This window comes from Lentzea sp. NPDC042327, assembly GCF_040647275.1.
GTDB lineage: Bacteria > Actinomycetota > Actinomycetes > Mycobacteriales > Pseudonocardiaceae > Lentzea.
The window spans coordinates 25001-48566 of record NZ_JBEZBX010000005.1; the positions used below are offsets into that span (position 1 = coordinate 25001).

The 23566-nt window shown below is 67.1% G+C and carries 26 protein-coding genes and 1 tRNA gene; 9 read left to right on the forward strand and 18 right to left on the reverse strand.

Annotation, left to right across the window (positions count from 1 at the left end; all coding sequences use genetic code 11):
* Window positions 1-61: 61 nt before the first annotated feature.
* Window positions 62-406 (reverse strand): hypothetical protein, encoded by a 345-nt coding sequence (locus tag AB0A63_RS13900; RefSeq protein WP_360389963.1) that lies wholly within the window; start codon window positions 404-406, stop codon window positions 62-64.
* Window positions 407-444: 38 nt separating this feature from the next.
* The gene (locus AB0A63_RS13905) at window positions 445-1635 is read right to left on the reverse strand and encodes a helix-turn-helix transcriptional regulator (RefSeq protein WP_360389965.1); all 1191 of its coding nucleotides are present in this window, start codon (window positions 1633-1635) and stop codon (window positions 445-447) included.
* Window positions 1636-2391: 756 nt separating this feature from the next.
* Between AB0A63_RS13905 and AB0A63_RS13910 the strand changes: the two genes are divergently transcribed.
* The 9 genes from AB0A63_RS13910 to AB0A63_RS13950 all read left to right on the forward strand — a co-directional run bounded on the left by AB0A63_RS13910 (window position 2392) and on the right by AB0A63_RS13950 (window position 6690).
* Window positions 2392-2652, forward strand: coding sequence for a hypothetical protein (locus AB0A63_RS13910; protein ID WP_360389968.1), 261 nt, complete (start codon window positions 2392-2394; stop codon window positions 2650-2652).
* A gap of 318 nt (window positions 2653-2970) precedes the next feature.
* A complete protein-coding gene (locus tag AB0A63_RS13915) occupies window positions 2971-3405 on the forward strand; it encodes a hypothetical protein (protein ID WP_360389970.1) in 435 nt (144 codons plus the stop codon).
* Window positions 3392-3619 (forward strand): hypothetical protein, encoded by a 228-nt coding sequence (locus tag AB0A63_RS13920; RefSeq protein ID WP_360389972.1) that lies wholly within the window; start codon window positions 3392-3394, stop codon window positions 3617-3619. Before AB0A63_RS13915 ends, AB0A63_RS13920 begins: the two co-directional genes overlap by 14 nt.
* 7 nt (window positions 3620-3626) lie before the next feature.
* Window positions 3627-3703 (forward strand) — tRNA-Leu (locus AB0A63_RS13925).
* Between the two features lie 39 nt (window positions 3704-3742).
* Window positions 3743-4555, forward strand: coding sequence for a hypothetical protein (locus tag AB0A63_RS13930; protein WP_360389975.1), 813 nt, complete (start codon window positions 3743-3745; stop codon window positions 4553-4555).
* Between the two features lie 25 nt (window positions 4556-4580).
* Window positions 4581-4988: a recombinase family protein gene (locus tag AB0A63_RS13935; protein ID WP_360389978.1), complete on the forward strand. Its 408-nt coding sequence runs from the start codon at window positions 4581-4583 to the stop codon at window positions 4986-4988.
* 76 nt (window positions 4989-5064) lie between these two features.
* A complete protein-coding gene (locus AB0A63_RS13940) occupies window positions 5065-5310 on the forward strand; it encodes a hypothetical protein (protein ID WP_360389980.1) in 246 nt (81 codons plus the stop codon).
* 157 nt (window positions 5311-5467) lie between these two features.
* Window positions 5468-6256: a DddA-like double-stranded DNA deaminase toxin gene (locus AB0A63_RS13945; RefSeq protein ID WP_360389983.1), complete on the forward strand. Its 789-nt coding sequence runs from the start codon at window positions 5468-5470 to the stop codon at window positions 6254-6256.
* The gene (locus tag AB0A63_RS13950) at window positions 6247-6690 is read left to right on the forward strand and encodes an Imm1 family immunity protein (protein ID WP_360389986.1); all 444 of its coding nucleotides are present in this window, start codon (window positions 6247-6249) and stop codon (window positions 6688-6690) included. The genes AB0A63_RS13945 and AB0A63_RS13950 overlap by 10 nt, the downstream gene beginning before the upstream one ends.
* Before the next feature lie 18 nt (window positions 6691-6708).
* Here AB0A63_RS13950 and AB0A63_RS13955 read toward each other — a convergent pair whose 3' ends face one another.
* The 16 genes from AB0A63_RS13955 to AB0A63_RS14030 all read right to left on the reverse strand — a co-directional run bounded on the left by AB0A63_RS13955 (window position 6709) and on the right by AB0A63_RS14030 (window position 23515).
* Entirely contained in the window at window positions 6709-6972 is a 264-nt protein-coding gene (locus AB0A63_RS13955; RefSeq protein WP_360389989.1) for a hypothetical protein, read from the reverse strand.
* A gap of 31 nt (window positions 6973-7003) precedes the next feature.
* Complete coding sequence (locus AB0A63_RS13960; protein WP_360389992.1) at window positions 7004-7603, reverse strand: hypothetical protein; 600 nt, start codon at window positions 7601-7603, stop codon at window positions 7004-7006.
* A complete protein-coding gene (locus AB0A63_RS13965; RefSeq protein ID WP_360389994.1) occupies window positions 7600-9471 on the reverse strand; it encodes a TraM recognition domain-containing protein in 1872 nt (623 codons plus the stop codon). Before AB0A63_RS13965 ends, AB0A63_RS13960 begins: the two co-directional genes overlap by 4 nt.
* Entirely contained in the window at window positions 9468-10604 is a 1137-nt protein-coding gene (locus AB0A63_RS13970; RefSeq protein WP_360389996.1) for a C40 family peptidase, read from the reverse strand. The genes AB0A63_RS13965 and AB0A63_RS13970 overlap by 4 nt, the downstream gene beginning before the upstream one ends.
* A gap of 115 nt (window positions 10605-10719) precedes the next feature.
* Window positions 10720-11340, reverse strand: a complete 621-nt coding sequence (locus tag AB0A63_RS13975; RefSeq protein WP_360389999.1) for a hypothetical protein — start codon at window positions 11338-11340, stop codon at window positions 10720-10722.
* Window positions 11333-12862 (reverse strand): ATP-binding protein, encoded by a 1530-nt coding sequence (locus tag AB0A63_RS13980; protein ID WP_360390002.1) that lies wholly within the window; start codon window positions 12860-12862, stop codon window positions 11333-11335. The genes AB0A63_RS13975 and AB0A63_RS13980 overlap by 8 nt, the downstream gene beginning before the upstream one ends.
* Window positions 12859-14364, reverse strand: coding sequence for an SCO6880 family protein (locus tag AB0A63_RS13985; RefSeq protein ID WP_360390005.1), 1506 nt, complete (start codon window positions 14362-14364; stop codon window positions 12859-12861). The genes AB0A63_RS13980 and AB0A63_RS13985 overlap by 4 nt, the downstream gene beginning before the upstream one ends.
* Window positions 14361-15800, reverse strand: coding sequence for a hypothetical protein (locus tag AB0A63_RS13990; RefSeq protein ID WP_360390008.1), 1440 nt, complete (start codon window positions 15798-15800; stop codon window positions 14361-14363). Before AB0A63_RS13990 ends, AB0A63_RS13985 begins: the two co-directional genes overlap by 4 nt.
* On the reverse strand, window positions 15800-16603 hold the full coding sequence (locus AB0A63_RS13995; RefSeq protein WP_360390011.1) for a hypothetical protein: 804 nt from the start codon (window positions 16601-16603) through the stop codon (window positions 15800-15802). The genes AB0A63_RS13990 and AB0A63_RS13995 overlap by 1 nt, the downstream gene beginning before the upstream one ends.
* Complete coding sequence (locus AB0A63_RS14000) at window positions 16603-16899, reverse strand: hypothetical protein (protein ID WP_360390014.1); 297 nt, start codon at window positions 16897-16899, stop codon at window positions 16603-16605. Before AB0A63_RS14000 ends, AB0A63_RS13995 begins: the two co-directional genes overlap by 1 nt.
* Window positions 16896-17990 carry a hypothetical protein gene (locus tag AB0A63_RS14005; RefSeq protein WP_360390016.1) on the reverse strand — a complete coding sequence of 365 codons (1095 nt, stop codon included), beginning with the start codon at window positions 17988-17990 and terminating at the stop codon, window positions 16896-16898. The genes AB0A63_RS14000 and AB0A63_RS14005 overlap by 4 nt, the downstream gene beginning before the upstream one ends.
* A gap of 665 nt (window positions 17991-18655) precedes the next feature.
* Window positions 18656-19765 (reverse strand): site-specific integrase, encoded by a 1110-nt coding sequence (locus tag AB0A63_RS14010; protein ID WP_360390019.1) that lies wholly within the window; start codon window positions 19763-19765, stop codon window positions 18656-18658.
* Window positions 19766-20806: 1041 nt separating this feature from the next.
* Window positions 20807-21937: a site-specific integrase gene (locus tag AB0A63_RS14015; RefSeq protein WP_360390021.1), complete on the reverse strand. Its 1131-nt coding sequence runs from the start codon at window positions 21935-21937 to the stop codon at window positions 20807-20809.
* Window positions 21930-22604 carry a hypothetical protein gene (locus tag AB0A63_RS14020; protein ID WP_360390024.1) on the reverse strand — a complete coding sequence of 225 codons (675 nt, stop codon included), beginning with the start codon at window positions 22602-22604 and terminating at the stop codon, window positions 21930-21932. The genes AB0A63_RS14015 and AB0A63_RS14020 overlap by 8 nt, the downstream gene beginning before the upstream one ends.
* 90 nt (window positions 22605-22694) lie before the next feature.
* Entirely contained in the window at window positions 22695-22961 is a 267-nt protein-coding gene (locus AB0A63_RS14025) for a hypothetical protein (RefSeq protein ID WP_360390026.1), read from the reverse strand.
* Window positions 22962-22999: 38 nt separating this feature from the next.
* Complete coding sequence (locus AB0A63_RS14030) at window positions 23000-23515, reverse strand: hypothetical protein (RefSeq protein ID WP_360390029.1); 516 nt, start codon at window positions 23513-23515, stop codon at window positions 23000-23002.
* Window positions 23516-23566 lie beyond the last annotated feature (51 nt).

Sequence of the window (23566 nt, forward strand, 5' to 3'; positions counted from 1 at the left end):
TGCTCCTCGCCGCCTAGCAGAGCGGTCGAGGAAGTCCATCGTAGCGCCCGCGGCTGTAGCGTCAGTGACCCCGACGGCGCTGCTCCGGCCGGGCGGGAGCGTCCTCGCGGGGTTCCAGTGCGGTCTCGATGACCATGTGCGACATGGGCAGCCCGCCGTCGCCCTCCTGCGAGATCCGATACGACACGAACCCCGCCCAGTGGCCAGTGGTCGTCATCTGCCAGAAGTGCAGCTCGCCAGGCACGCGCGATTGAAGATCAAGCCCTGCCGGGAAGGCGAATCGAGGTGCGCCGTCGATCGGGTTCACCTTGTCGAGATGAATCCAGACCAGCTTTTTGGGGTGGCAGCGAACGACGCGGCCCGCCTTGCGCGGGGGTTCCGCGCGACTGCCGAGCCCTTCGATCACATGTTCGATTATGCGTTGGTCGGGTGGGCTTCCTCAACTCAGAGCACGGCGTTCGGACCGAGCCAGTCGGCGAAGTTCGAGACGGTGTCCGACTTCCGGCGCTCAAGCATCGCGATGCCCCGAAGGGTTTCCCGGACCATCGGGTGCAGCCGCGTCTGCTGGGGAGCCACCTTCCGAGCGCGGCCGAGCGCTGCAAGAGACCGTGCTGGGTCGCCAGCCAGCAGATAAGCCCGTGCGGTGTCCTGCCAGTGGTGGCCGGCGCGCGGCGGCGCAATCGACTTAGGAAGGTGCAGGGCCGAGCCTTCGCGAGCTGCGGTGGCGGGGTCGCCGGACTCCAACTCGACCGCCACGGAGTGGATGCCGACGTTCGCTCGGCCAAAGAGCGTTCCGTATGCGTCGGACTCCCCTTCGACGTGCTCGGCGACGCTCCGCGCTTCCTCGATGTGGGCTCGCGCAACGTCCGGTTTACGGCCGCGCGCCGCCACGATCGCGCCGGCGAGGTGGCCGTACCCGCGGACCGCGAGGGCTTTCTCGTCGCTACCCTCAACCAGGGCGAGTCCTTGCTCAACGAGCGACAGGCCCACGTCGTAGCTGTCGTGATACATCAGGACCCGCGCTCGCTTCATCAGCGCCTGGCTGGCGTACAGCGGGTCGTCCGCGCGTTCGGCGAAGACTTCGAGCCGGTCGAGCGTCGGGGTGGTCAGCGGTAGGTGGCCGAACCGGCGTGCGATGCGTTCTGCGGTGACATACGCGCTCGACAGCAACGAGTACACCGCGCCCCGCTCGGCGTCGGTTGTGGCGTTGTAGAGCGCGCCATGGAGCTGCCTGATGACGATCGGGAGCTTCGCGAGCGCCTGCTTGCCCTTGTCGTTGCGGTAGTTCAGGTTTACACGGTCCAGCTCTGCGGCCAGCTCGTTGAGTGCCAGCGGTTCGATCGCCCGTACGTGCAGCCCCTCGGCGAGGATGGCGCGAAGTTCGCTAAGTCCGTCGAGTCCGCCGTTGCGCTCGATGGTGTCCTGGTATGGAGCGCCGGTCAGCTCGTCGACGCTCACGCGGAGGACTCGGGCTGAGGCGGACAGGAACGCGGGAGCGGCAGGTTCAAGGCCGCGCTCCACCTTGCGCACCATCGAAACCGAGTAGCCGATCTCGCGGGCGAGCCGGTCCTGGGTGTAGCTGCGGAGCTTGCGTGCCCGCGCGATGTTCGCACCGACGCCGGTCGAGTTCGTCACGAGTCCTCCCGGTGGGGTGGCAGGTTGTCGCCGCCTCCTTCAAGGGTACCTAGTCAGCCCATCACCCGAACGGACTGTCACTTCACTGTCACTCCAGGTTCCCGATTCCGCTTACCTTCGAATTCGCCTGCTCGATCAAGACACGAGGAAGTCGAACGCAGGCTTTGCGGTTCGAACGGTCAGGAGGTGTGTCGGTGCTCGCTGGGGTATTGCTCGCGATGCTGGGTCTCGCCTGCGGATTCACTGCGGCATACCTATACCGCCTGTGGCATGCCTGGGGTGGCTGCGCCCCCTGTGACGAGTTCGTGCAATTGAGGTTTCTGTTTGACCCAATGCTGGACGGTATTCGCAGACTAAGGGAAAGCATTTGTACCTATTTCGGGACACGGGGCGGGCGATGACCGCCGTGGCATCCCGAAATATTGACTCCCGGCGGCGCGGCGTCGGGTTTCGCGGCGGGCGACGACGTTCCGAGCGCGGCTGCCCCGAGCAGGATCGCGCTCCGTCGTGCGCCCGCCCTTTAGCGGCGGCGAGGTCGGTACCCCCGTAAACCGGCCTCGCCGTCTTCCAGGCGCAGGGCGCAAGCAGTTCGCCGGTGGAGGCCAGGAATGACGTCGTGGGTTGGTTGTGCCTGGACTGGGCGCTCGTGACGGTCTTCGCCCGGATCGCAGACACCGTGGCGGATCGACGCAGGGCGTCGTGCTGGCTCGGTCAGCACGATTTTCGTGCCCGCACGGGGAATCTCCACTCGGCCTGATGTCCAACCAGGCCATCACTGAAGCAGCGCTCGCGCCCGTCGGGGGAGAAGTGAAAGTTCACGTGTTGTTGCCAATCTGGCCCTTGGAGGTCGGCGACGTAGTAGACGTTCCTGAGGAGATCGCGGCCTTTTGGTCGAGTTGCCGCATGGCACGCCTGGCCGCGCACGACGCCGCGGAGACAGCGTTCCTTTTGCGCGAGGCGAAGGTTCAGCTCCTGCATGGGCTTTCGTGGTCGGGCGACCGGAATCCGGCGTGGTGACATGTCGCCCGCCACGAACAAACAGAAGGCTTATGTAATCTCTTGGGACTTCATACCAGAAGTGAACATCTCCATCAGATGGAGCCAGGAAAACAGCTATATGGAGGTCTTCAGCGGGGACTTCCGAGACAAGCGGGAGACACTTCGGAAGATTGATCACTTCGCTACGCCGTCCAAGTGGGTAGACAATGCCGACGTCAAGCGGGAGCTGGGTCGCTATATGAGGATGAGGTTTCCGGCCTGGCACAAGGAGCACGGCTCTCGCTTCGCCGTGTAGCCGGGAAGCGCTCATCCGCATTTACGAGCCGAGGAAAATCTGTGTCTTTCGTCATCGAACCCGATCGTTCCCAGTGTGCATATATCGCATCGCGATACGCGAGCACGTTGGTACTGCGGACGCGCCTGTTTCTCCGGACGAAAAGGATTGGCAGGCAGCTCGGGCTGGACCCTGTCAGTTTGAAGGACGCGCTGGGCGCCCAGCGCGTCTATCTGGAGCTGAGGGCTTTCGAGCCGGCGGGACACGATGCCCCGGAGCTGCTCGACATCATCATGACGACGTATCACGTTCAAGTGGTAGAACTGTCTCGCTGCTCCACCCTCATTCGGTATGGCCTTCTCCGTGGTTCTCTGCCGCGTCGCGATTACGACGCGGCAGAGGAGCTTTGCGGCCGAATCCGCAGTGCCGAAATCCTTCTGCCGTTCCTTTCCCTGATTGAGCGACACGGCAAGCGGGGTGGCCGTGAGCAAGGATGACGGCGTTCGGCTGACTGTGAACATCAGCCCTGGAAACTGGTCTGGAATAGAAGAAGTCATGCGGCGTGACGGAGTGAGCGTGACCGAGGCGATTCACCGCGTGCTTTGGTATGGAAATACTCTCTATAACGCCATCGCCTGCGAAGGGCAGCAGGTCTTCATTGAGTTCGGAGACCGGAGGGTGCAACTTTTCCTCATCGGACATGAGAACTGAAATACCGGCCCTTGTAGCCCAATTGGCAGAGGCAAGCTCCTTAAAAGAGTCTCAGTAGCGGTTCGAATCTGCTCAAGGGCACCAGTGCACGCCTAGCCGCGTGCGGAGTGAATTGGATCGTAGATGAAGTTTCTGCGGCGCCTTGGCTTCGGCCGCCCACGTCAGCCGTATCCTGCCGAGCTGCGGGAACGGGTTCTCAGCCTGTTCGCTCAGGACGGTGGCCGGCAGTGGTGGCGCAACTCCTTGTGGCTTGAGGTGCGAGGACCGCTCAAGAGGCTCGATGAGGTGCTGGACGACCTTGTTCGGGCCGGTCTGATCTTGAAGCCGAAGTCCATCGGCTATCGACTGAGTAACCTTGGCCGCCGGAAGTTGAGTGTCTCGGCGTCGACAGCCACGCCCGAAGGAGATGCTGTCGACTTCCCTCGGGTGCGGACGTTCGAGGACGCTGTCGAAGTCGTGACGATGCGCATGGGCGTGCATGCTGGATCGACCATCAAGTTCCGCAAGCCTCCTACAGGATCAGATCCCGTCGGGGAGTCCGGGTACGCGGTCACCTATCTACCGCTCGTGATGATTCCGGAGGGCTCGTTTCCTCTCCCAGACATCTCGGACGAAGCCGAAGATTGGACCGCCTGGCCACGGCTGTTCGCCGTCTGCTGGACGCAGGGAAAGGTCATCGGCGGCCTCGAAGTCAGAAATGTATTGGCTTGGGGTATTGAATTTTTCAACGGCGGCATCGAGCCGCTCGGTTGCCTTATTCTCAGGATGAACGGCAAGCCGGTAGGGTTCTTCGAAAGTGTCGATGACGTCCTGCACTACCTGATGCCAGGATTCGACGAGCGCCACGGCTTCCATATTCTGCGGCACATGAGTGAAGACGACATGTGCAGCATGCTCTACATGCACACCTTCAGGTCAAACAAGGGCGGTCTGTAGCAACCTATCGTTCCCGGAGAAGCCAGTGCTCACAGTTCGATCATCCATCGCGAACGACACCGCTATCCCGGCGTATGGATACTTCTGCTCCGGGTCGGGACCGCTATCACAACGCCAGGAATACCTGAAAGAGATTTCGGCGTACTGCTCGGACAGGAACCTGATACTGGTTTCGACGTTCAGTGACACCGGAAACGCCCCGGCTCAATCGCGCCCGGGCTTTCGGTCGATGATCAGCGCCGTTCGGCAGCTCGGCGTTGGCATAGTGGTCATACCGACTCCGTGGCACTTTGCGCGGGATAACGCCGATCTTATTCTTATTGGCCGAATCTTCCGGAAGATCGAGTGCACGCTGATGATGACGGGGCATACGCGCAACACTCCGGCACGGCATGGAGCAGAACCCAGCAGGAGAATTGGAGCAATCCGTTGAAATTCTACGGCCCTAGTGGGACCGCGAAAACACAACTGTTCGATCTGCGGTCGATCAAAAAATGACTAATCTAGCCGTGATCAAGGCCGGACTTCTGGAGATCGCCGGAAGTGATCTTGGACTTGGCCTCATTCAGCCGTATGACGAGTATGTGAACGAGGTACTCGCCAAGCTGACAGAATATTCGACCGGCGCGTTCAGCCCCTACGCCATTGAAGCCGTTGCCGCCTGGGACGCAATCGGGTCAATCGGAATCAGTAACCTGACCAGCTTGGTCCATCCCGCCGCAACGGCAATCGAAACCTGGGCGAACGCGCTGTAGGCGTCGCGCTCCCAGACCACCGCCGAGAGGAGGCCGATTGGCGCTGCGTCGATAGGCAATACCTGGAACCGTTGCCCCGCAGGCCGGCGAGCCTGTGGGGCCTTCGGTTGTCGGTGGCTCGTGCAACCATCAGCGCATCGTGAGAAGGGGGCGCGGTGTGGCATCGATCGGGGAGGTCGGCGACGGTCTCAACAAGGTGCTCAACAAGGCCGCGGAGGCGGGCACGGCACTTCAGAATGCTGCGGAGCTAGCCGAAGGCGCCCGACAGCTACTTTCGGTCGCGGGCGCCGGCACTTTGCAGGCAGATGTCGAAGCCGTGACGGCACAGTTCACGCAAGCGGTTGCGGGCATCGGCGAACTGCATGGCGCCCTCGGCGATGCGATGTCTGGTGTTGAAGGAATCCTTTACGGGCTCGAAGTGGCGTCGGGTGGTGGTGGTGGTGGTGGTGGTGGCGGCGGCGGTGGCGGTGGTGGTGGCGGTGGTGGTGGCGGTGGTGGTGGCGGTGGTGGTGGTGGTGGTGGCCTACCGCGCTGGCTGAAGAGGATCAAGGAGGCGCTTCCTCCCCCTGTGCAGCGCGGTGCGGGTCAGAAGACGCACGGCCGGTGGTTCACCCCAGGCGCGGAAGAAGGTGCCGAGGAGGCGATCGTGAGCGGGAAGGACGCGCTATCAGCACGGGCGGATCAGAAGCTCGTGGAACTCGGTGCCCGCCGTGCTCCAGTCACGACGTCGGATGTTGAGATCAAGCTTGCGGTGCACATGGCCGATTCCGGGATTAGGGAAGCGATGGTCGTCATCAACAACAGCGTGTGCGAGGGGCCGTTCGGGTGTGACACGCTGGTGCCGGTGCTGCTGCCCGAAGGCAGCGCACTCACGGTGTTCGAGGTGACGGGTGCCGGAGTGAAGAGGAAGACCTATCGGGGAGGGGTGAAGTCGCCGTGGCGCTAGAGGTGTGGTGGAACAGCGACGCCACCGAGCCCACTCGTGTCGAGTCGCCTGAGGAACTGTGGGCGTTGCTTGACCAGGCCCGTGGAACGGTCGACTACCCGATCATGTTCGAGGTGCTGGACGCGGACGACCCTTATCAGGGTTCGATCCTTGATGTGGGCCTGCACAAGGAGCTGGGCGCGCTGTACTTCAGCGGCCCGCAGGCCGAACACGGCTGCTACACCCTCGCCGCACCGAGCAGCTTCGAGCAGGACTTGGCAGAGCGGGTCTACTTCGACCACATGAACCAGACGCGCGACTTCCCGCCGTCGTCGCTCTACCCGATCGACGTAATTCGGCGCGCGGTCGTGCAGTTCGCGGAGTCGAACGGACAGCTTCCGGACGCGGTCGCATGGCAGCCGGCTTCGGCAATCTCAGGCGATTCCGAAGCCTGACGTGAAGCCCCTGGCTGTCTAGCGCTGGGTGCGGACCCAGCGCGACGAGACGACTTGGTCGGAGAGCACGAGTGGCTTGAGGTCCGGCCGGTTGAACGGCGAGACCTTGTCCGCGGACACGTCGAGGTCTTCGAACGCGTCAATGACGATGACCTCATGCTGCTCAGCCCACCGATTCCCCGTGGCGTGCTGAGCGATGTGCGGCACCTTAACGTCCCCGCGCTCGTCGCTCCGCTTCATCGACACGCGGGCACCGTTGATCGCTCGAAGGTTCTTGAACACAGAGCCCTCAGCTGCATCGTCGAACCGGGTTCTACGGCTCCGGCGTGGGTTCGTCGGCGATCTGCGCGGCGAGTTCGAATCGGTTGGCTCGCACCGCCTGCTCGTCGCGGTGGTCGCTGTCGAGGCAGTCGGGATGAACCCAGTCGCGGGCGAGCCTGTCGGCGAAGCCGGGGCGCCACTGGTGCAGCCACTGCTGGGCGTCGCGTTCGGTGGCCGCGGGTCCGATGTTGGCTGCTCGCCAGGTGTAGGCGAGGGCAGCGATCTCCATCGCCAGGCCGGGGTGCTGTGGCCAGCACGGTGGGATCGGCCGGGCACGTCCTCCGTCGACGCCGACGAAGGTGACGTTGTACCAGGCGACGAAGTTGCCGACGGTGAACCGCGGATCCTCGTCTCCACCAGGGTCGTTCTCGGCGGCCGCTGGCGGGATGAACCACACCCATGCCGCCGGTGCCGCCGGGTCCTCTTCCTCGGTTTGGGTCTCGGCCGGGATGCGTGCGGCCAGCTCGTTGAGCTTGAGTTCGAGGCGTGCGAGCTTCCGCTTGAGCGTTTCGGCGAGGTTGATCAGGGTTGTGATCTGTGCGTCCCGATCCCCTGCTCCCCCACCACTGTCCGCGGGTTCGCCGGCGCTCATGAGGCAAGCCGCCCGATCTGGTCCGCCGCAGGCGGTGTCGCCTGGGCGAGGCCGTCAGGTCCGATCGGGACCGCACCGGCACGCACGGCTTCGACGTGTTCACGGATAACGTGCCAGTCCGGGCGTTTGCGCACGTCGAGGGTGCGGGCGAGGACCGGGTCAAGATGGCGGTGGATAACCAGGACGCGACCGCGTCGAATACGGCGGACGTCGCCAGGCCGGTAGGTCGGCACGGTCTCGACTCCGACCGAGGTTCGGGCGTGGCCGAGCAGTCCGTCGCTTTGCTGCTGGTAGCGGCGCCGATCGTGGTGCCCGGTCAGCAACGACACCCACTCCAGGGTGCTGCGGTCCTTGATCGCGCCCCACACGGTCAGGGTGGTGGTGTTGTCCATCAGCTGGCGGGTGCGCTGGCTGCCGAAGGTCTCTTCCAGTGCGGCGATGGACTGGGCGCCCCAGTGCATCAGCACGCCGCGGCCGGCGGAGTCGGACACGATCGCGGGCAGCTGCGGCACCGGCGTGGCGTTGGTGACCTCGTCGAGGATCGCGGTGGCCGGTGGGGCCAGGCGCCGGTACGGGGTGTGCAGCGCCATCTCCTGGGCGGTGGTCAGCCAGTGCTCGACCAGCGCGGTGAGGATCGGCGCTGCCTGCGCGGCCTGGTGCTGCCCGGCGACCAGGTACAGCGAGCCGTGCCGCGCGAGGAAGTCCTGCACGTCGAAGTCTTCCCCCGGCGCCGGACTGCACAGCTCGCGGATCGCCGGGTCCATGAACGGCTCGACCACACGGCGCACCGACAGCCAGACCGCGTCGGAGGTTTCGGCGACCATGCCGATCTCCGAGCGGAGGTTGCGCGCGTAGTCGTCGAGTCCGGCCTCGCGCAGCAGCCTGACCGGTTCCTGGTCGATCGGTTTGCTCGTCGCCCACCGCACCAGGTCGTCGACGCCGCGGCGGTGCACGGCGGCCGCGAGGAAGTAGGACTGCAGCACGACTTTCGCCCGGTCCCGGAACACGCGGTCGTTTCCGCCGACGCCGTCCATGCCCACCGAGGCGGCCTCGACCATGGTCGAGGCGCGCTGGTAGGCGACCTGGACGTCGTGGCAGCCCTGCATCGGCCACCAGCGGATCTTCGCCGGCCAGGACACCGCGCCGGTGGCGTCGGCGAGCATGACCGGGGCGTTCGGGTGCCGCGCGGCGCGCATCAGCGCGCTGAGTTCGAGCAGGTCGGGCTTGGTGGTCGAGCACAGCAGGGCTCCCGGCGCGGCGATCGCCTTGTGCACCAGGTCCTGGCGGGACTTGCCGGACTGGGTGGGCGCGAGGGTGCCGCTGGGGTTCTCCAGCGGCGTGCACAGCGGGGTGCGGCCGTCGGGGCCGAGGTGCAGCGGTGCGGCCACCTCGTCGATCGGTGCCCGCTGGGCTTGCGCCCGTGTCAGGTCCGGCCGGGTCCAGGCGGCGGTGCGGCGCGCGGCCGCGAGCGAGAGCTCGGCGTGGATGTCCGCGCGGCGGGCGTGGCCGGGCTGTACCGGGCCGAAGCGGCGCCACAGCGGGATCACGACCGCGACGACGAGCGTGGCCTGCGCGAGCAGCAGCAGCACGGTGACCGTCCAGTACCAGCCCGTGTGCCCGGTCAGCGTGCTCGCCCACGGCTCCCCCAACGCGGCTGCTGGTTGTCCTGGATTCGCGACAACCTCGAACACGCCGGTCAGCCACCTGCCGGTGGCTGGCATCCGCCAGGGGCCGCCAAGCAGCGCGGTGCTCACCGTCGCCCCGAACATCAGGGCGGCTGCGGCCGCGGCGAGCACGACGAGCACGGCGCCGATCAGGCCCATCAGGGCCAGGTCGCGGTCGCCGGCCGGTGACATGCGGCTGGTCATGTCCGGGGGTCACCTCCCGGTTCTCCGGTGCCAGGGATAACGCGGCGGATCGCGACGACGCTGGCCGCCCTGGACTCCAGCCGGGTGAGGATGACTCCGTGGTCGCTGTCGTAGGCGTCGACGACGTAGCCGTGCCCGATCGCCATCGCGACGTGCCCGGGCCGGGCAGCGGTGCCGTCCGAGCCAGGTATGAGCAGCAGGTCCCCGGGCTGCACCTGGGCCAGGGAGCCGACGGCGACGCCGTCATACATCTGGGTGTAGGTGGTGCGGGAGATCGCCACGCCGGCCTGGGCCCACGCGGTCTGGGTGAGTCCGGAGCAGTCGAAGCTGTCCGGGCCGGTCGCCCCCCACACGTAGGGCCTGCCGACCTTGGACAGCGCGTAGGCCACGGCAACGCGTTGCTGTGGATGCTCGGGCAGGGCGAAGTCGGGCGGAAGCGTTGCCGGGTCGAGTTCGACGCGCTCGCCGCCGCCTCTGTCCGGGCAGCCTCCGTACGCCAGGTCCACCTGTTGCGCGGGTCCTGTGCCCGAGGTGGGCGGCACCGGGTTGTCCGGGCCCTGCCAGTACTTCTCGACGAGGGCGGCGGCCGCCGGTTCGCGTGGTCCGTATCGCTCGGGGAAGCCGGAGCGCTGGACGGCTTGTTCGGCCTCACCGGGTGGCTTCGTCGGCCAGTCGGGCACGGCAAGCAGCGCGTCGTAGAACTTGTTGGTGGCGTAGACCGGGTCGAGCAGCTGTGCCGGACTGCCCCAGCCCATGCTGGGCCGCTGCTGGAACAACCCGAGCGAGTCGCGGTCGCCGTGGTCGAGGTTGCGCAGCTCGGACTCGACCATCGCCGTGGCCACGGCCAGCACGCCGGCTCGTCGGGGCAGCTTGCGGCTGACCGCGACACCTACGATCGTCTGGGCGTTGGTGAGCTGCTCGGCGGAATACTGCTGGTCTCCGACTTGCTGGGACACACCGCCTGGACCGAATCCGGTGGCCAGCGAGGTGCACGAGGCGGCCGCGGCGGTGAGCGCGCTGGTCGCCGACACCAGGACGGTGGCGATCATCAGCGCCGGTACTACGACGACCAGGTACAAGACGGCCGCGATCCCACCGACGGCCGGTGCTGAGAGCCTTCCGGGTGCCGTCACCGCGACCTACCCGTCCAGCTGCGGACCGGGGTGGCTGGACGCTCTGCGTGAGCATTTCGGCGACGCCGGCGCGAAGAACCAGCAGCACGGATTCGCATGTCAGGTTGCTGGCGCATCAGTACCCAGTCCCCATTCCGGTGTCCATGTCGGTGACCGGTTGCTCGGCCTCCAGCACTGATCGCAGCCACTCGTCGTCGTCCGCGAAACGGCTGCTGGGTGCCTGTTGCAGGAAGACTTCCGGTTCGTCCGCTGGGAGGTCGTGGGGCTCGAAGTAGGTGTGCATGGTCAGGTGCAGGTCGTAGGGGTGGGCTTCGTCGGCGACCGCGGTGACCTCGGGCCACTTGGTCGCGCATGTGGCGTCGCAGTTGGTGACCTCGTCGGGATCGGAGTGGAAGTAGGCGCCGGCTCCGACGCCGAGCTCGGTGGACTTGTCCCGGATCGCTTGGTGCCACGCCGCGTGTGCGCGTTCATGGGTGTCGGAGTACGCCGTCCAGTGAACGTTGGCCCCGAGTTCCGCTTTGATCTTGGCCTCGTACGCGCGCACGGCGTCCGGATCCCGAATCGCTTCCTCGGCGTTGAGGGCGCTTGCCTTGATCTGCAGCAGCTGGCCGGGATCGAGCGTGGCCTCGATCAGCGCCTCTGCGGTCTGGGGACTCGGCGATTCCTCGGGGCCTTGGCGCAGGCCAGGGAGTTCGGCTGGTGGCGAGTCGGGATGCGCCCTCGATGCGTCAGCCATCGCGGCCGCCGTTGCTCAGCGCTGGTGTGCGGAGCTGCGCGTTGGTGTCGAAGATCCGCTTTTCTGCCGGCGAGAGCACGGTCTGGACCTTGAAACCGGGAGTGGTCTCGATCTTCCACAGTGCCCGGCCCTGGCGTTCCATCGCCCAACCGGTGATGACGTCCTGTTCTCGCTCGGACAGCCCGAGAGCGTCAGCGAGTTCGTCAGCGACGCGGGTGGACTGGCCGAGCAGCACGCGGGTGGAGCACAGGGCGAGCAGATCGCGGGCGATCGCGACTTCCTGTGAGCCGGCGGCGCCGACTGAGAGAAAGTCCGAAGGCTTGTGCCCCACGAGGATCTGAATGGCCTGCTCGACGCGGGAGAGCCGCAGCTCGGAGTCGACGGCCTGCACCGCGCGCAGGCCCAGGCGCAGCTGCCGCCACATCTCGTCGCGGACCACGATCCGGATCTCGCCTCCGGCTCGCAGGTCGGTGGCCATGCTCGACCACGAGCCCAGGCAGGTCAGGGCGACGGCGATGGCCTGGTCTCCGCGTGAGCGCAGCAGCGACAGGTCCATCGACTGCACGGGTGCGTCCCAGTCGAGCAGGAAGTTCGTGGGTTCGTCGAACAGCCCGGCCAGTGGCCCGGTGATCAGGTTGCCGAGTGCGTCGGTGATCGGCCGCAGCATGTCGAGGAACTGCCGGCGGTCAGCGAACCGGCAGTCGCGCCACAGCGCGTCGTCGGGGTCGGCGAGTTCGTGCTGGACCTGCGGGATGGTGATCGGACGCAGCTCGGTGTAGCCGTCGTCGGCGCCGACCAGGCGGCGCAGCACCGCGGAGAGCACGGCCTCGTCGGTGACGGTGGGCGTGTAGCCCTGGGCCTCCGCGAGGGCGACCAGGAGCTTGGTCCAGCGGCCCAGCACGCCGGCGAGTTCTTCGCGCTGCCGGTCGGCCGTCCACTCGGACCAGCGTTGACGCAGGGGGCCGAGGTCGAGGGCGTTGAGGCGGGCGGGGCTGCCCCGGCCCAGTGCGATCGGAGTGACGCCCAGGGCCCTGACCAGCGGGCTGTACTCGCCTTTGACGTCTCCGGCGATGAGCGTGCGGTGCCCGAACAGCATCATCCGCAGCAGGAACGCCGCAATCGTGGAGGACTTGCCCCGGCCCGGCTCACCGAACACGACGAGGTTCGGGTTGGTGGCCATGCCGCCGCGCAGCACCCACTCGACGGGGTGGCAGTAAAAGGCACCGCCACTGAGGGTGTCGTAGCCCATGCGCGCTCCGACGGCGGGCACGCCGTCGGAGGCGAGCAGCGGGTACAGGCCACCGATCTCACTGGTCGCGGCCTGGTAGACCGCGAGCGGAGCTTCAACCGGCGACCAGCCCTCACCAGGACGTGCCCGGCCTCGACGGGGTGCGATCGGCCGGTTCACGCGTTCCCGCCCGCCGCGGGCGCGTCGCGGCGCGGGTGCGGTGGTCGTGGGAAGCGCGCCGAACTGGGCGAGCAGCTGCGCCGCGCTGCGTTCACGGCCGGTTCGCCTGCTCACAGCAGGCCTCCTCGCTGCCGGGGAAGACCCAGCCCGATCGGGAGCACAGCGGCCACGAACCCGGAGTCCTGTGCGAGCTCCAACCGCAGCAGCCGGAATCGGCCGGAGGCGTCGTTCTCCAGCCTCGCCGCGTGGTCCTCCACGTTCCAGCCGCTGGGCACGGTGACCGAGGACGCCACGGCGAACCTGACCATCGAGTGCCCGGCGGCGACCGCGCGTTCCTGCGTGAGCGCGCCGTGCGCGTCGCGCTCGTCCATCGCGGTGGTGCTGAACCCCTTGCGGGCCTTCATATCGCGCATCACGCCGGTGCGGAACCGGTTTCCGCGCACCGCGCGCTGCGCCCGGCGGGCGTCGAGGACCTCGTAGTGCACGGCGAGGGTGCGCCGCTCCCCCGCCGTGCGGACCGCGAGCAGCGGCCCCAGCGACCCGAACAGCGTGCCTCCTCCCTCGGGCATCAGCACGGAGTAGCTCACCGTCGTGAAGCCGTCGTGGCTGTAGGAGCGGGCGGCCGGCGACGGCGCGGAAGTCGGTCCAGCAGCGGCCTTCTCCAGGCCGCGGCCACCGGTGCGGCGTTCGTGAGCGACCGCGAGGGCTGCGCGCGCGGCCGGGTTGAACCCGGTGCGCAGGGCTTCGGCCATCTTCGGGCCGTCGAGCCACTCGATGGTGCGGGCACCGAGCGCCTTGAGCGGGTCCTCCAGGCCGTCGAGCACCCGGTACAGCGCGAGCGCGCGGCCGTCGACACCACCACCGGCTGCGGCCGCAGGCTTGCGCAGCGCGTGTTCGGGCCCGGACACCACGACGAACACCTCGTGCCGGACACTGGCGCTGCCGATGATGCGGTCCAGCTCGCTGCTGGCCTCGCGAGCCAGGGCGGGGGCGTCGGCGACCGCGTGGGCGGCGCGCCAGACCTCGTGCTCGGCGCCGTCGTCGGGGACCGTGCGGACCAGCAGGCTGAGCCGGTCGACGACCTCGCGGTGCCCCAGCGACAGCAGCAGGTTGCCGAGCCGGTTGGCCAGGCGCTCGCACTGCTCGTCGGACAGCATGCCGACCCCGGAGTGCGTCAGGCGTGCGGCCGCGCCCCACCTGCCCTCGGCGGTGTCGTGGATCAGGCACACCCGGCCGGTGTCACGGAACTGCGGCCCGTCCGGGAACGCGACGCGCTGCAGCACTCCGGGCAGGTCCGGTTCGTCAGGATCGACAACCGCTCCCGCGGCGGCTTTGGACTGCCACCGCGACCAGCCGGTGACGACGCCGAGCTCGTACAGGACGAGGTGGCCCAGCCAGCGCATCGCGGGGCGGCCGCGGATCGGCACGACGACGAGCACAGCGAGCGTGCCGCACACCAGCAGCAGAATCGCGGCGTCGGTAAACCGCCCAGCGCTGACCGACCACAGGACCGGGGCACCGAGAAGGACACAGGTCATGGCCTGGACCGGGGTCAGGCCCATGATCCAGCCCGCGTGTTCGCGCCGGCCCAGTCCCCGGTAGATCCGCCTGCTCATACGACCACCGCCGCTTCCTCCGCTCCGGCAGCGGCTCCCCCGCCGCCGCCACTGCTCTTGGGGCCACCGTCCTTGGGGTCAGCGCCACCGCCACCGCCACCGCCGCCCCCGCCGTCGGGAGGAGGTGTGCTGCCGGGTCCGTGCGAGCCACCGTGGTCGTCGTCGCCGCCGTAGTCGCCGGAGGGACCCGTGTCAGGGCCGGACGACACAACCGAGCCGCTGTTGGCGTAAGGCCGGTCCCCGCCGGCGGCCGAACCATGGTCGGCGGAGGGATCGGCTCCGGCGGAGGACCCGCCTTCGGGTACGGCGTCGGGATCGCTGTCGGAGCCCGCGCTGCCGCCCGAGGCACCGGTGCCGGAGGAGCGGCCTGCGCCGCTCTCGTCCATCTTCTTGTCGGAGTACTCGGCCTCGGCTTCGTCGAAGCGGCCGGTCGTGGCATCTTCTCCGGCGTTCGACTCGTCGCCGTCCGCGTTTCCGCCCTGGCCGCCGCCTCCGCCCCGGCTACCGCCGGCGGCGTCGAGCGCGCTTCCGGCGAGCATGGCGGGGTTGTTGCGGCCGTAGGAGTCCATGCCGGCCGAGCTCAGGGTGTCGCGGAACGCGGCGCCCGCGTCGCTGTTGGGGTCGATGAACGCGAACAAGCGGAACAACACGAACGGGCAGAAGATCGAGATGATCAACACGCCGATGCCGGCGAGCAGGCCGGACAGTCCCTCGGCGCCGCCGGAGATCGCGATCCCGAGCACGAGGGCCAGGGCCAGGGCGGGCTTCATCACGATGCAGACGAGCAACCACCGCGCGCATCGCCAGAACCACGACGCCGTGACCCCGGACAGCAGCCCGGCCGCGCTCACCGGGATCGTGGCCACGAGGACGTAGATGCCGGCCTCGCGGAAGATCATCTCCAGCATGTAGCCCAGCGACGCGGGCAGCACCCCGACCATCGCCGCGATGCCCAGCACCACGGGCTTGACGCCGTCGCCGGCCGCATCGAGCCAGCCGGTCGCGCTCAGCGCGTCGGCGAAGGTGTCCGCCTTGAGACCGTAGGCGAGGATGCCCTCGGTGAGGCCGTCGACGGCCGCGAGGAACGCCGCGGTGATCCCGACGGTGACGGCCAGGGCGACGCCGTACTGCACGGGCCCGCCGATCAGGCGCAGGAAGCCTCGGCCGCCACGAAGCGCCGTGGTGGTGAGCTGCCAGAAGAACAGCCCGAGGGCGAGCAGGCCACTGATCCACAGCATCATCGGCCACAGCACCGAGATGGGACCCGTGCGCGTGGACACCGTGAACACGCTGAACCGGTCTGCGAGGCTGAACGCCGCGTGCAGCACGAGCAGCGAGGCCTGCCACAGCCCGAGCATCGCTGCCTCGAACCCGGTGATGATCATGTCTTTGAGCGGGCCGCCGAGCTTGGCCCCGAGCTCGTCGAAAGGCCACATCAGCGCACCAACTCCCGGTAGCCGGCCTTGACCGCGTCCGCGCTTCCCGGCCACGCACACGGTGCGGCCGCCGCGAGGGCGCCGGAAGCGACGCGCCACTCGGTGCCGTTCCACCGCATCGCCTGGCAGTCCCCGACTCCGACCGCGACGGACCGGCCGTTCACGCCGACCGAGTACTGGCCCAGCACGCACACGACGACGTAGCGGCCGCCCGAGGCGACACCCTTCACCTGGCCGTGCGTGACACGGAAGGTCGCGGTCAGCCCGGAGACCGAGCCGGTCGCGGGCAGCTGAGCGCTGGACCGCAGCGACCGCAGCAACGCCGCGAGACCGGTCGACCCGGGATCCGGGGCGCCGGGCTCGGCGAGCTCGCGGTAGCTCTGGGCGTAGACCTGCGGATCGGCGGCCGTCAACGTCGTCTCGTTGAGCGCGACGAGCTGCCCGAGCGCCCCCTCCGAGGTGGCGGGGAATCCCCCAGGCACCCAGCGACCGGCGGTGCTGGCCGGCGCGGGAACGGTGAGCGCAGGCCCGGCCGAGGTGGTCGTCATGGCCTGCGGCTGAGCAGCCTGAGCGGGCAGGTGCAGCATCGGCCGCGTCGCGAGCGCGGTCTCCCCCGCCTCCCCCGGCCCGGTTGCCGTGGGCGCGGCGGTCTCCGGGACGGGCGGGGCTGCGGGCGGGGTGACCTTGCGGGCGACCAGGATCGCCACCACGGCGACGGCCAGCGCGATGGCGACGAGCACGACGGTGGTCAGTCGCAGTCCGGCCCGTGTGCGGGCGCGCGACGGCGAGGCGGGGCCGGCCATCAGCCGCTCTTCGCGAAGTAGTCGATGACCTGATAGCCGATGCCGTAGAGCAGGCCGCCCGCGACGGCGCACAGCATCATGACCAGGCCGACCCGGCCAGCCCGGTGGTGATCCACCCACCGGCCACCGGCCCACACGATCAAGCCGATGAAGAACCCGAGCAGCAAGGCGAAGCCCGCACCCCACTTGGCCTGACCGACCAGCTCGATGATCTTCTCGCTGCCCGGTGGCGCGACGGGGGTCGGGTTCGGCGGTAACTGCACGAAGGCCAGCACCGTGTCGACGTGTTCGATCATGACCGCCCCCTTGTGCGCGATGTGGTGGCCTGAGCTGCGGCGTCAGGTCGAAGGCCCCAGCGGTGCAGCAGCGGCGTGACCGCCTTGCGCAGCCGGAGCGGGGTGACCGCGGCGGTGACACCGGCCGCGGCGAAATCGGGGTCGTGGGGCACGAACACCGCGTCCTGCAGCAGCGCAGCGACCCGGCGCCCTGCGGCACCGGCAACGCCGGCGGGCCAACGCCGAGCGCCCATCACGACCAGCTGCACAGGCAGTGCGATCGCGCCGACCACGACCCAGGGGTCAAGCCGGGTGAGGACCTGCTCGGCGTGCAACAGCGAAGGACGTGTGGGCCGGACGACCAGGACCGGGCGCGGTGGCGGTGTTCCACAGCGCAGCCACACGCCGGCACCGGTCAGTGGGTGAGCGCTGATTCGCCACGAGTCGTGGCCGAGATCGACAACCGTCACGTCCGGCTGCTGGCCATGGGCCAACCAGAATCGCGGCGGCGGAACCATGCCCGGCGCCACCACGGGCAGCGCCGTCTGCAGGCGAGCGAGCAGTGCCTGAGCCCGCCAGGAGAAACGGATGTGCACTTGCGGGTGCGGCCGCGTCAGCAGCGGCCCGTCCGAGCGCGCGGCGGCGGCAAGACCCGACCGGACCGGGTCGGCCAGGTCCGCCAGCAGCACGCGGCGCCGCTCGATCTGCAGCACATCGGTGAGCAGGGCGGCGAGCATCGATGCTCCAGCACCCGGTGAACCGGCTAGAACTGGGATCACGGTGCCGAACCCGGCCCAGTCGACCGGGCTGGTCGCCTCGGGCGGCAGCCCCTGCCGCTGGAGTTCCGCCGCGGCATGCCCAATCGCGCAGGCTGTGTAACGCGCTACGTCATCGAGGTCGGATGACCCGCCGGTGCCGAGTTCGCCCGGATCGCGCACAGACGCGTCCGCTCGCTCTCCGGCGGCGGCAAGCATCCCCGCCTCGACTGCGGCCGCGATGTCGGCACCCGGCAGGTCGGGCCACGTGCGCCGGGCGGCCAACGCGAGCTCGCCCTCGAAGGCCCGCAGGCCTTCGGGCGAGCGCGCCATACTGACCAGCCCGGCGAGTGGCATCGGTGACTCACCTGGGGGCGTAGTGAGCACCGGCGTACTGAAGGACGACATGGGTGTGCGAGCGGCTTGAGACGTGCTCGGCCCGTGGTCGTCCGTCGACTCACCCCTTGCGGTCACCATGTTGCGATCCCCCTTTTTGCGCAGCGCACAGCAGCGGTGGAAGCCGCCCGAACGATCTGCGTCACGCCGCTCGTTAAAGCCTGGGGTATCACTGCGACGAGTAAGCACTGCTGTGATCCCGTTGGCCTCTATGCCTCTTCGAACCGGGCCTGCCGCTAAACAGGGATGACGTGCGGCCGTCGACCTGCCTGTCAGCAGGCGTCCTACCTACTACAGGCAGGTCCTTCCAAGCTCCGCTACGTCGCCATTCGACGATTACCCGCCCGGTTCAGCGCTTCTTGATTCGTGAACATGCACAGACTCACGTGGCGATCGGAGTGCAGTCAACGCAATGAAGCTTTTCTGTGCAATCTCCGCAGATTAGCGACGACTCGATCACGCTACGTAGACTCGACGATTCGCAAGTTTCGTTGAATGAAATTTGCGCCATTCAGCACGAGCCCCTTGTCCAGGCATGTGGCCCAGCCCAGAGTCAGCCCCAACCCAGGCCATGGGGGCATGGCGAACCTGACCCGAGACGTGCGGCGTGCCGACCCGCATGCAGCTCATGCGGCAGGATCGGCCTTACCCGGCTCGGCGGCCGAAGCGATCTCCGTCTCGGCCTTGCGCTCTGGTACCGCGTCGACCCGCCAGCTCGGCGGGACAAGCGCAAGCGGATGCTCTTCACCAGTCAGCTCAGCGAGCGCGGTGGCAACATCATAGATGTCCGCCTTGATGTAGACAGCCGTAACGCCGCGCTCACGGGTAGCCGCGGGTGCGTGTCCCGCATAAGCACTAGCGACTCCATAGCCGTAAGCACGCTCTACCCATGTCAAGGTTGTGTGCCGCAGCCAGTGCATGGTGACGCCCTGCGAGCGCACGGTCGGTACGTACTCTCCGATTCGCTCCCACAAGTTGTCATACCGTCGACCGCTGAGCGGGCGACCGTTGTGGTATCGCAAGAGGCTTCCGTGCGGATCCTGAGCGCCCCGCAGGTGCGCATGGTCCTGCAAGCCCGTCATCAAGGTCCGCGACACCGGCTGCCAGCGGCTGGAGCCAGCCTTCTCACGCAGATAAATCTGGCACTGGTCCGGATCCAGATCACACAGTCGCAGCGCCAGAACACCGCCTCTTCGCGCGGCGGTTTCGAGATGTGTGCGCATAAGCAAGGCGTCGAGAGGGGGATCGTCTCCAGTCTCGGAGGCGACCTCGACGATCTCCTCCACCAGCTCTGGCTGCAACGCCCGCCGGTTAGATGCCAAGCGCTTGGGTTTGGTCACCTCCGCGGTGGGGTCGTCCCATGGATTCAGTAACCGATTACCGACGGCATAACGGAACAGACACCTTAGCGCCGCATACGCGTGCTCGGCGGCAGAATGACCTCCCCGACTGGATCTGCGCACTACTGCGCTCTCCTTGGCATGCTTGATAAACCAGACGACGTCGGTTTGCATAATCCCACCGACTTCGGCGTCCGGCCATGCTTTGAGCGCCTTGCGCCAGTAAGGCGCATATACCTTTCTCGACCCGTCGGGAACGACACTGGATACCGTGGACACCAGCTCACTAAGCGACATAGCGGTCGCACGCCGCTCGAACTCGATCAATTCCTTGGGCGAAATACCCATACGCTGCAGCAGGAGTCGGGCCGCTGCGAGATCGTCATCAGTTGCCAAGGCCGGGCACCCCTCGCCGCATGTCGTGTTGCAACTGCTCCGCGTGAAAGATTCGCGCCATGTGCGCAAGGTTCGCCATTGGGTGCAGGATGAGCATTTGGTGCTCTGGCACGGCAACCAACAGGACCTTGTCACCAGGACGGAGTCCGCAGTACCGCTGGAGACCTGGCGGCAAGCCCAAGCGCATCCTCCTGTCCAATGACAATTTTCCGTCCGGTGCCGGCTGCAGCGTGATGAACCCTCGGCCCAATGACTGCTCCAGAGGGTGCCCTGTGGACCATCGCAAGCGTTCAAACAGTGGACGGCCAGCTAACCGTCCGCTGTCATCGAGTAGACACAACGCGAACTCAAGACGTTCCCTGCCGACCGCGATCTGAAGTTGACCGAGGTCGATACGCGGCATGCGTCGCCGGTTTCTGTCGCCTGCAACCCTTCTGGGGACAAGCGCACGGATAACCTTATCGACTCCGTCAGCAGCGCCTGGCGCAGACGTGGGCGATGGCGCAAGACGGAGCCTCCTGTGACGCGTCACCGGTTTCCTCCGACAAACAACACCCGCGATCCGCGAGCAGCGCGGTAGCTCGACTGCCGAACAGACGTACCGCGTTCCCTCACAATGGCGTTCATCATTCGCCCCCGAACAATAGAACCTCTCGTACCGTTGCGAGGCCGCCTAGGGCACGACCCCACTACAGCGAGTACGGGTGACCGACTCCGATGCCCCCGCATCGCGAGCGGGTTACACGCCCCGCAGTCCGCACCCAAGCACAGCTCTAACTCACAGTCGCGAGCCCAGGAGAAAAATGGGCAAATCACGGCAACAGCCGAGCATGCGATCACTGTACGTACACAACCAGGCTTGGTCTGTACGCCACAGCAGCCGCAGCTTCGCCGTGCGACCGAACACGTAAGTGGCCAACGAGCATGTGTGAACTCGGCACGTTCCGCGTCGACGAGATCAGAGTGATAACACTTGACTCGTCGGACAGCACGGCCCTGCCTGTCCGACGAGTCAAGGACTGATGCCGACCTGCACTCTACTCAATAAGCATTGTGACCAGGCTTCTGGAGAAGGTATTGGTCGCTGCTTGGTTCACTGCGCGGGGGCAGTCCATAAATTGAAGTGGGGAGTACTTCCGAGCGCTGGGGAATCAAAGATCCAGGCGAGGCCAGCGGATGCGGCTCACCAGTCAAAGTCTGCAGAGCCGTGGCGACCTCCGCAAGACTCGCCTTGACGTAGTGCGCGGTGACGCCATACCAGAGGTGATTTTCAGCGTGTCCGCCATAAGCACGAGCCACCGCCAGACCGAAATTGCGCTCCACCCACGTCAAAGTGGTGTGCCGCAACCAGTACGTGGTAATTCCCTCCTTATATACGACCTCGATGTATCTTCCTAATCGAGCCCATAGGCTCAGATAGCGGAGCTTGCTCATCGGCCTGCCGTCGGGGAATCGGAAAAGCTGACTCTCTTTGTCTTGAACGCCACGTTCCTTCGCGTGGTCGAGCAGCCCCTCCATCAGCGTCAGGGAGACCGGTTGCTGACGCTTTGTACCCTTCTCCGTCAGCGTGACCAGCAGATTTGCGACGTCTAGATCTTCCAGTCGCAGGTTGAGCGCGCCGCTGGGGCGCGCAGCGGTCTCCAGGTGAAACCGGATCAACAGGGCGTCCAACCGTGGATCCTGTCCGGTCTCTGCCGCTGTCCGGCAGATGCAATCAAGAAGCTGCGAGCTCAACGCATAACGCCGGGTCTTGGCCCTGCGAGGTCTACGCACCCTTAACATCGGGTTCTGCTGGGACGACAGTACTCGCTCATCCACTGCAACTCGATACAAGCGCTCCAGCGCGTCGTAGGCGTGTTTTGCCGCGCCGGCGCCATTGGTGTGGTGCCGGCGCCGTTTTGCAGTGGCACGGAAGTGCTCGATCACCTCGACCAATTCGCGCGGGGTCGGCTCATCCAGCCTGCGTGTGCCCCAGCACGCGACAATCCGGTTCCAGTAGCTTTGGAAGACAGCGCGCGACCCCTGACTTGTCGCTTCGAACGCCACAGGCACGAACTGTTCGAAGGTGGGAACGCTCTCCGGCTGCACGACGGCCAGGAGTTCCTCCGGCGCCACACCGAGGCGCTCCATCATCTGGACCAACACCTGCAGGTCGGCCGGACTGCTACCCACGACCATCACCCGAACCTGCCGCATCCTGGACTGCCTTGCTGACCTGAGAGCCGGGCCCGGACGGGAGCTCGCCGTCGTCAGGGTCGACTGCAGGGTCGACGGCCATCGATGGGTCGATACCAGGGGGTGTTCCGGGGGGCCGCATCCTCTCCACGATCCTTCGGGGATCGGGCAGCGCCTGATCCAAAGTCTCAAGGTTGTGCAGAACCACGGCGGCCATCGAAGGTACCGCCACCATAAGTACCGGCTCGCGGGACTCGTAGCCGCACCAGCGCCGAAGTGGCGCGGGTACCAACAGCATGTTGCGGGCAGTCAGCGCCCAGTCACCGTCCTCGTCACGGCGTACGACGATTTCGTGGCCATCGCCCACACCGATGTCCACGCGCATGCCTGGAGACCATCCCAGCTGTGAGAACAGCTGCTGGTCGGTGACCCTGCCGTCGGAGTCGAGCAGCACGATCGCGTAGCGCCGTCGATGCTGCCGCCCCCGTTGTTTCGCTGGCATACCGCCGAGTGCAGGAGGCTCGGTCCGCCTCAGGTCCAGTGCACGAGGTGTGCGCAACGGTCCGGACGAGCCAAGCGTGTTCGCTATGGCGTCACCGGCCGCGGTAACTCGCTCAGCCAAGGCTTCATCGAACTTGAGCGGAGGAATGATCCCGTCACCCATGGCGGTCTCCGCGATGCCGATCGCCGAACAGGTCCGGGATGTGTGCCGTGCGGTGACCGGGGGGTCGCGTGGGCGGTCGAGGTGCCGTTGCTACGGGATCTGTCCCGGATGTGGGTGTGTAAGGAGGTACTCCGTCACCCACCGGTCCTGGTGCGCGAACTCGGCGACCTCGCCGGCGAACTCCGGCCGCGGTGTCCACTGTGGACCCCAGTACAGCCGGTCGAGCTCGACGTAGCGGACACCGCGCAGTGCGGCGATGCGCCGGCACAGCGTCGACTTGCCGGAGCCGGCGTTCCCGGCGACCAGGATGCGCCGGGGCACGTGCGGCAGCGGGTCTGCTGGTCCGAGCAACGGCATCGGGTCAGGCTAACGGGAACCCCGTGATCACAACACGGTCAGCGGCGCTGGGGTCGCGGCACCGCGAACTGCAGCTGCATCCACGAGATGCGCCAGACGAGGAAGCACGCGAGTCCCGCTGCGACCACGGCCGCCACCGTGGACAGCGTCGAGAACACCAGGTACGCCCCGGTGTCGAGCAGCAGCGTCTCCAGCAGGTCGGTCAGCACCATCGCGAGGAACGCGCACTGCCACGGCTTGATCAACGGACTGGTGGTGCGCTCGGCGAACGGCTTGCTGCGCTGCGACGGGTCGCTGGCCCGCCACACGTCGGTGATCGTCCGGACCCCGCGCAGCGCGATGGCCTCGGCGTTGTGGGTGGCGTTGCGGAACCACAGCACGAACGCGACGGCGGCGGGCAGGTAGAGCACCTGCGCCAGGAAGCTCCACGTCGACGAGCCGCCGGACCAGTCGTTCACCGCGCCCCACACCGACTCCGCGGCGACGAGGGCGATCAGGCCCTGGCTCGCGAAACCGGTGAGCCGGACGTCCCTGAGGTCGATGTAGGTGTCCACGGGCTACCTTCCGAAACCGCAACCGAGTTCCGCGAACGTAGCGATCTTCTC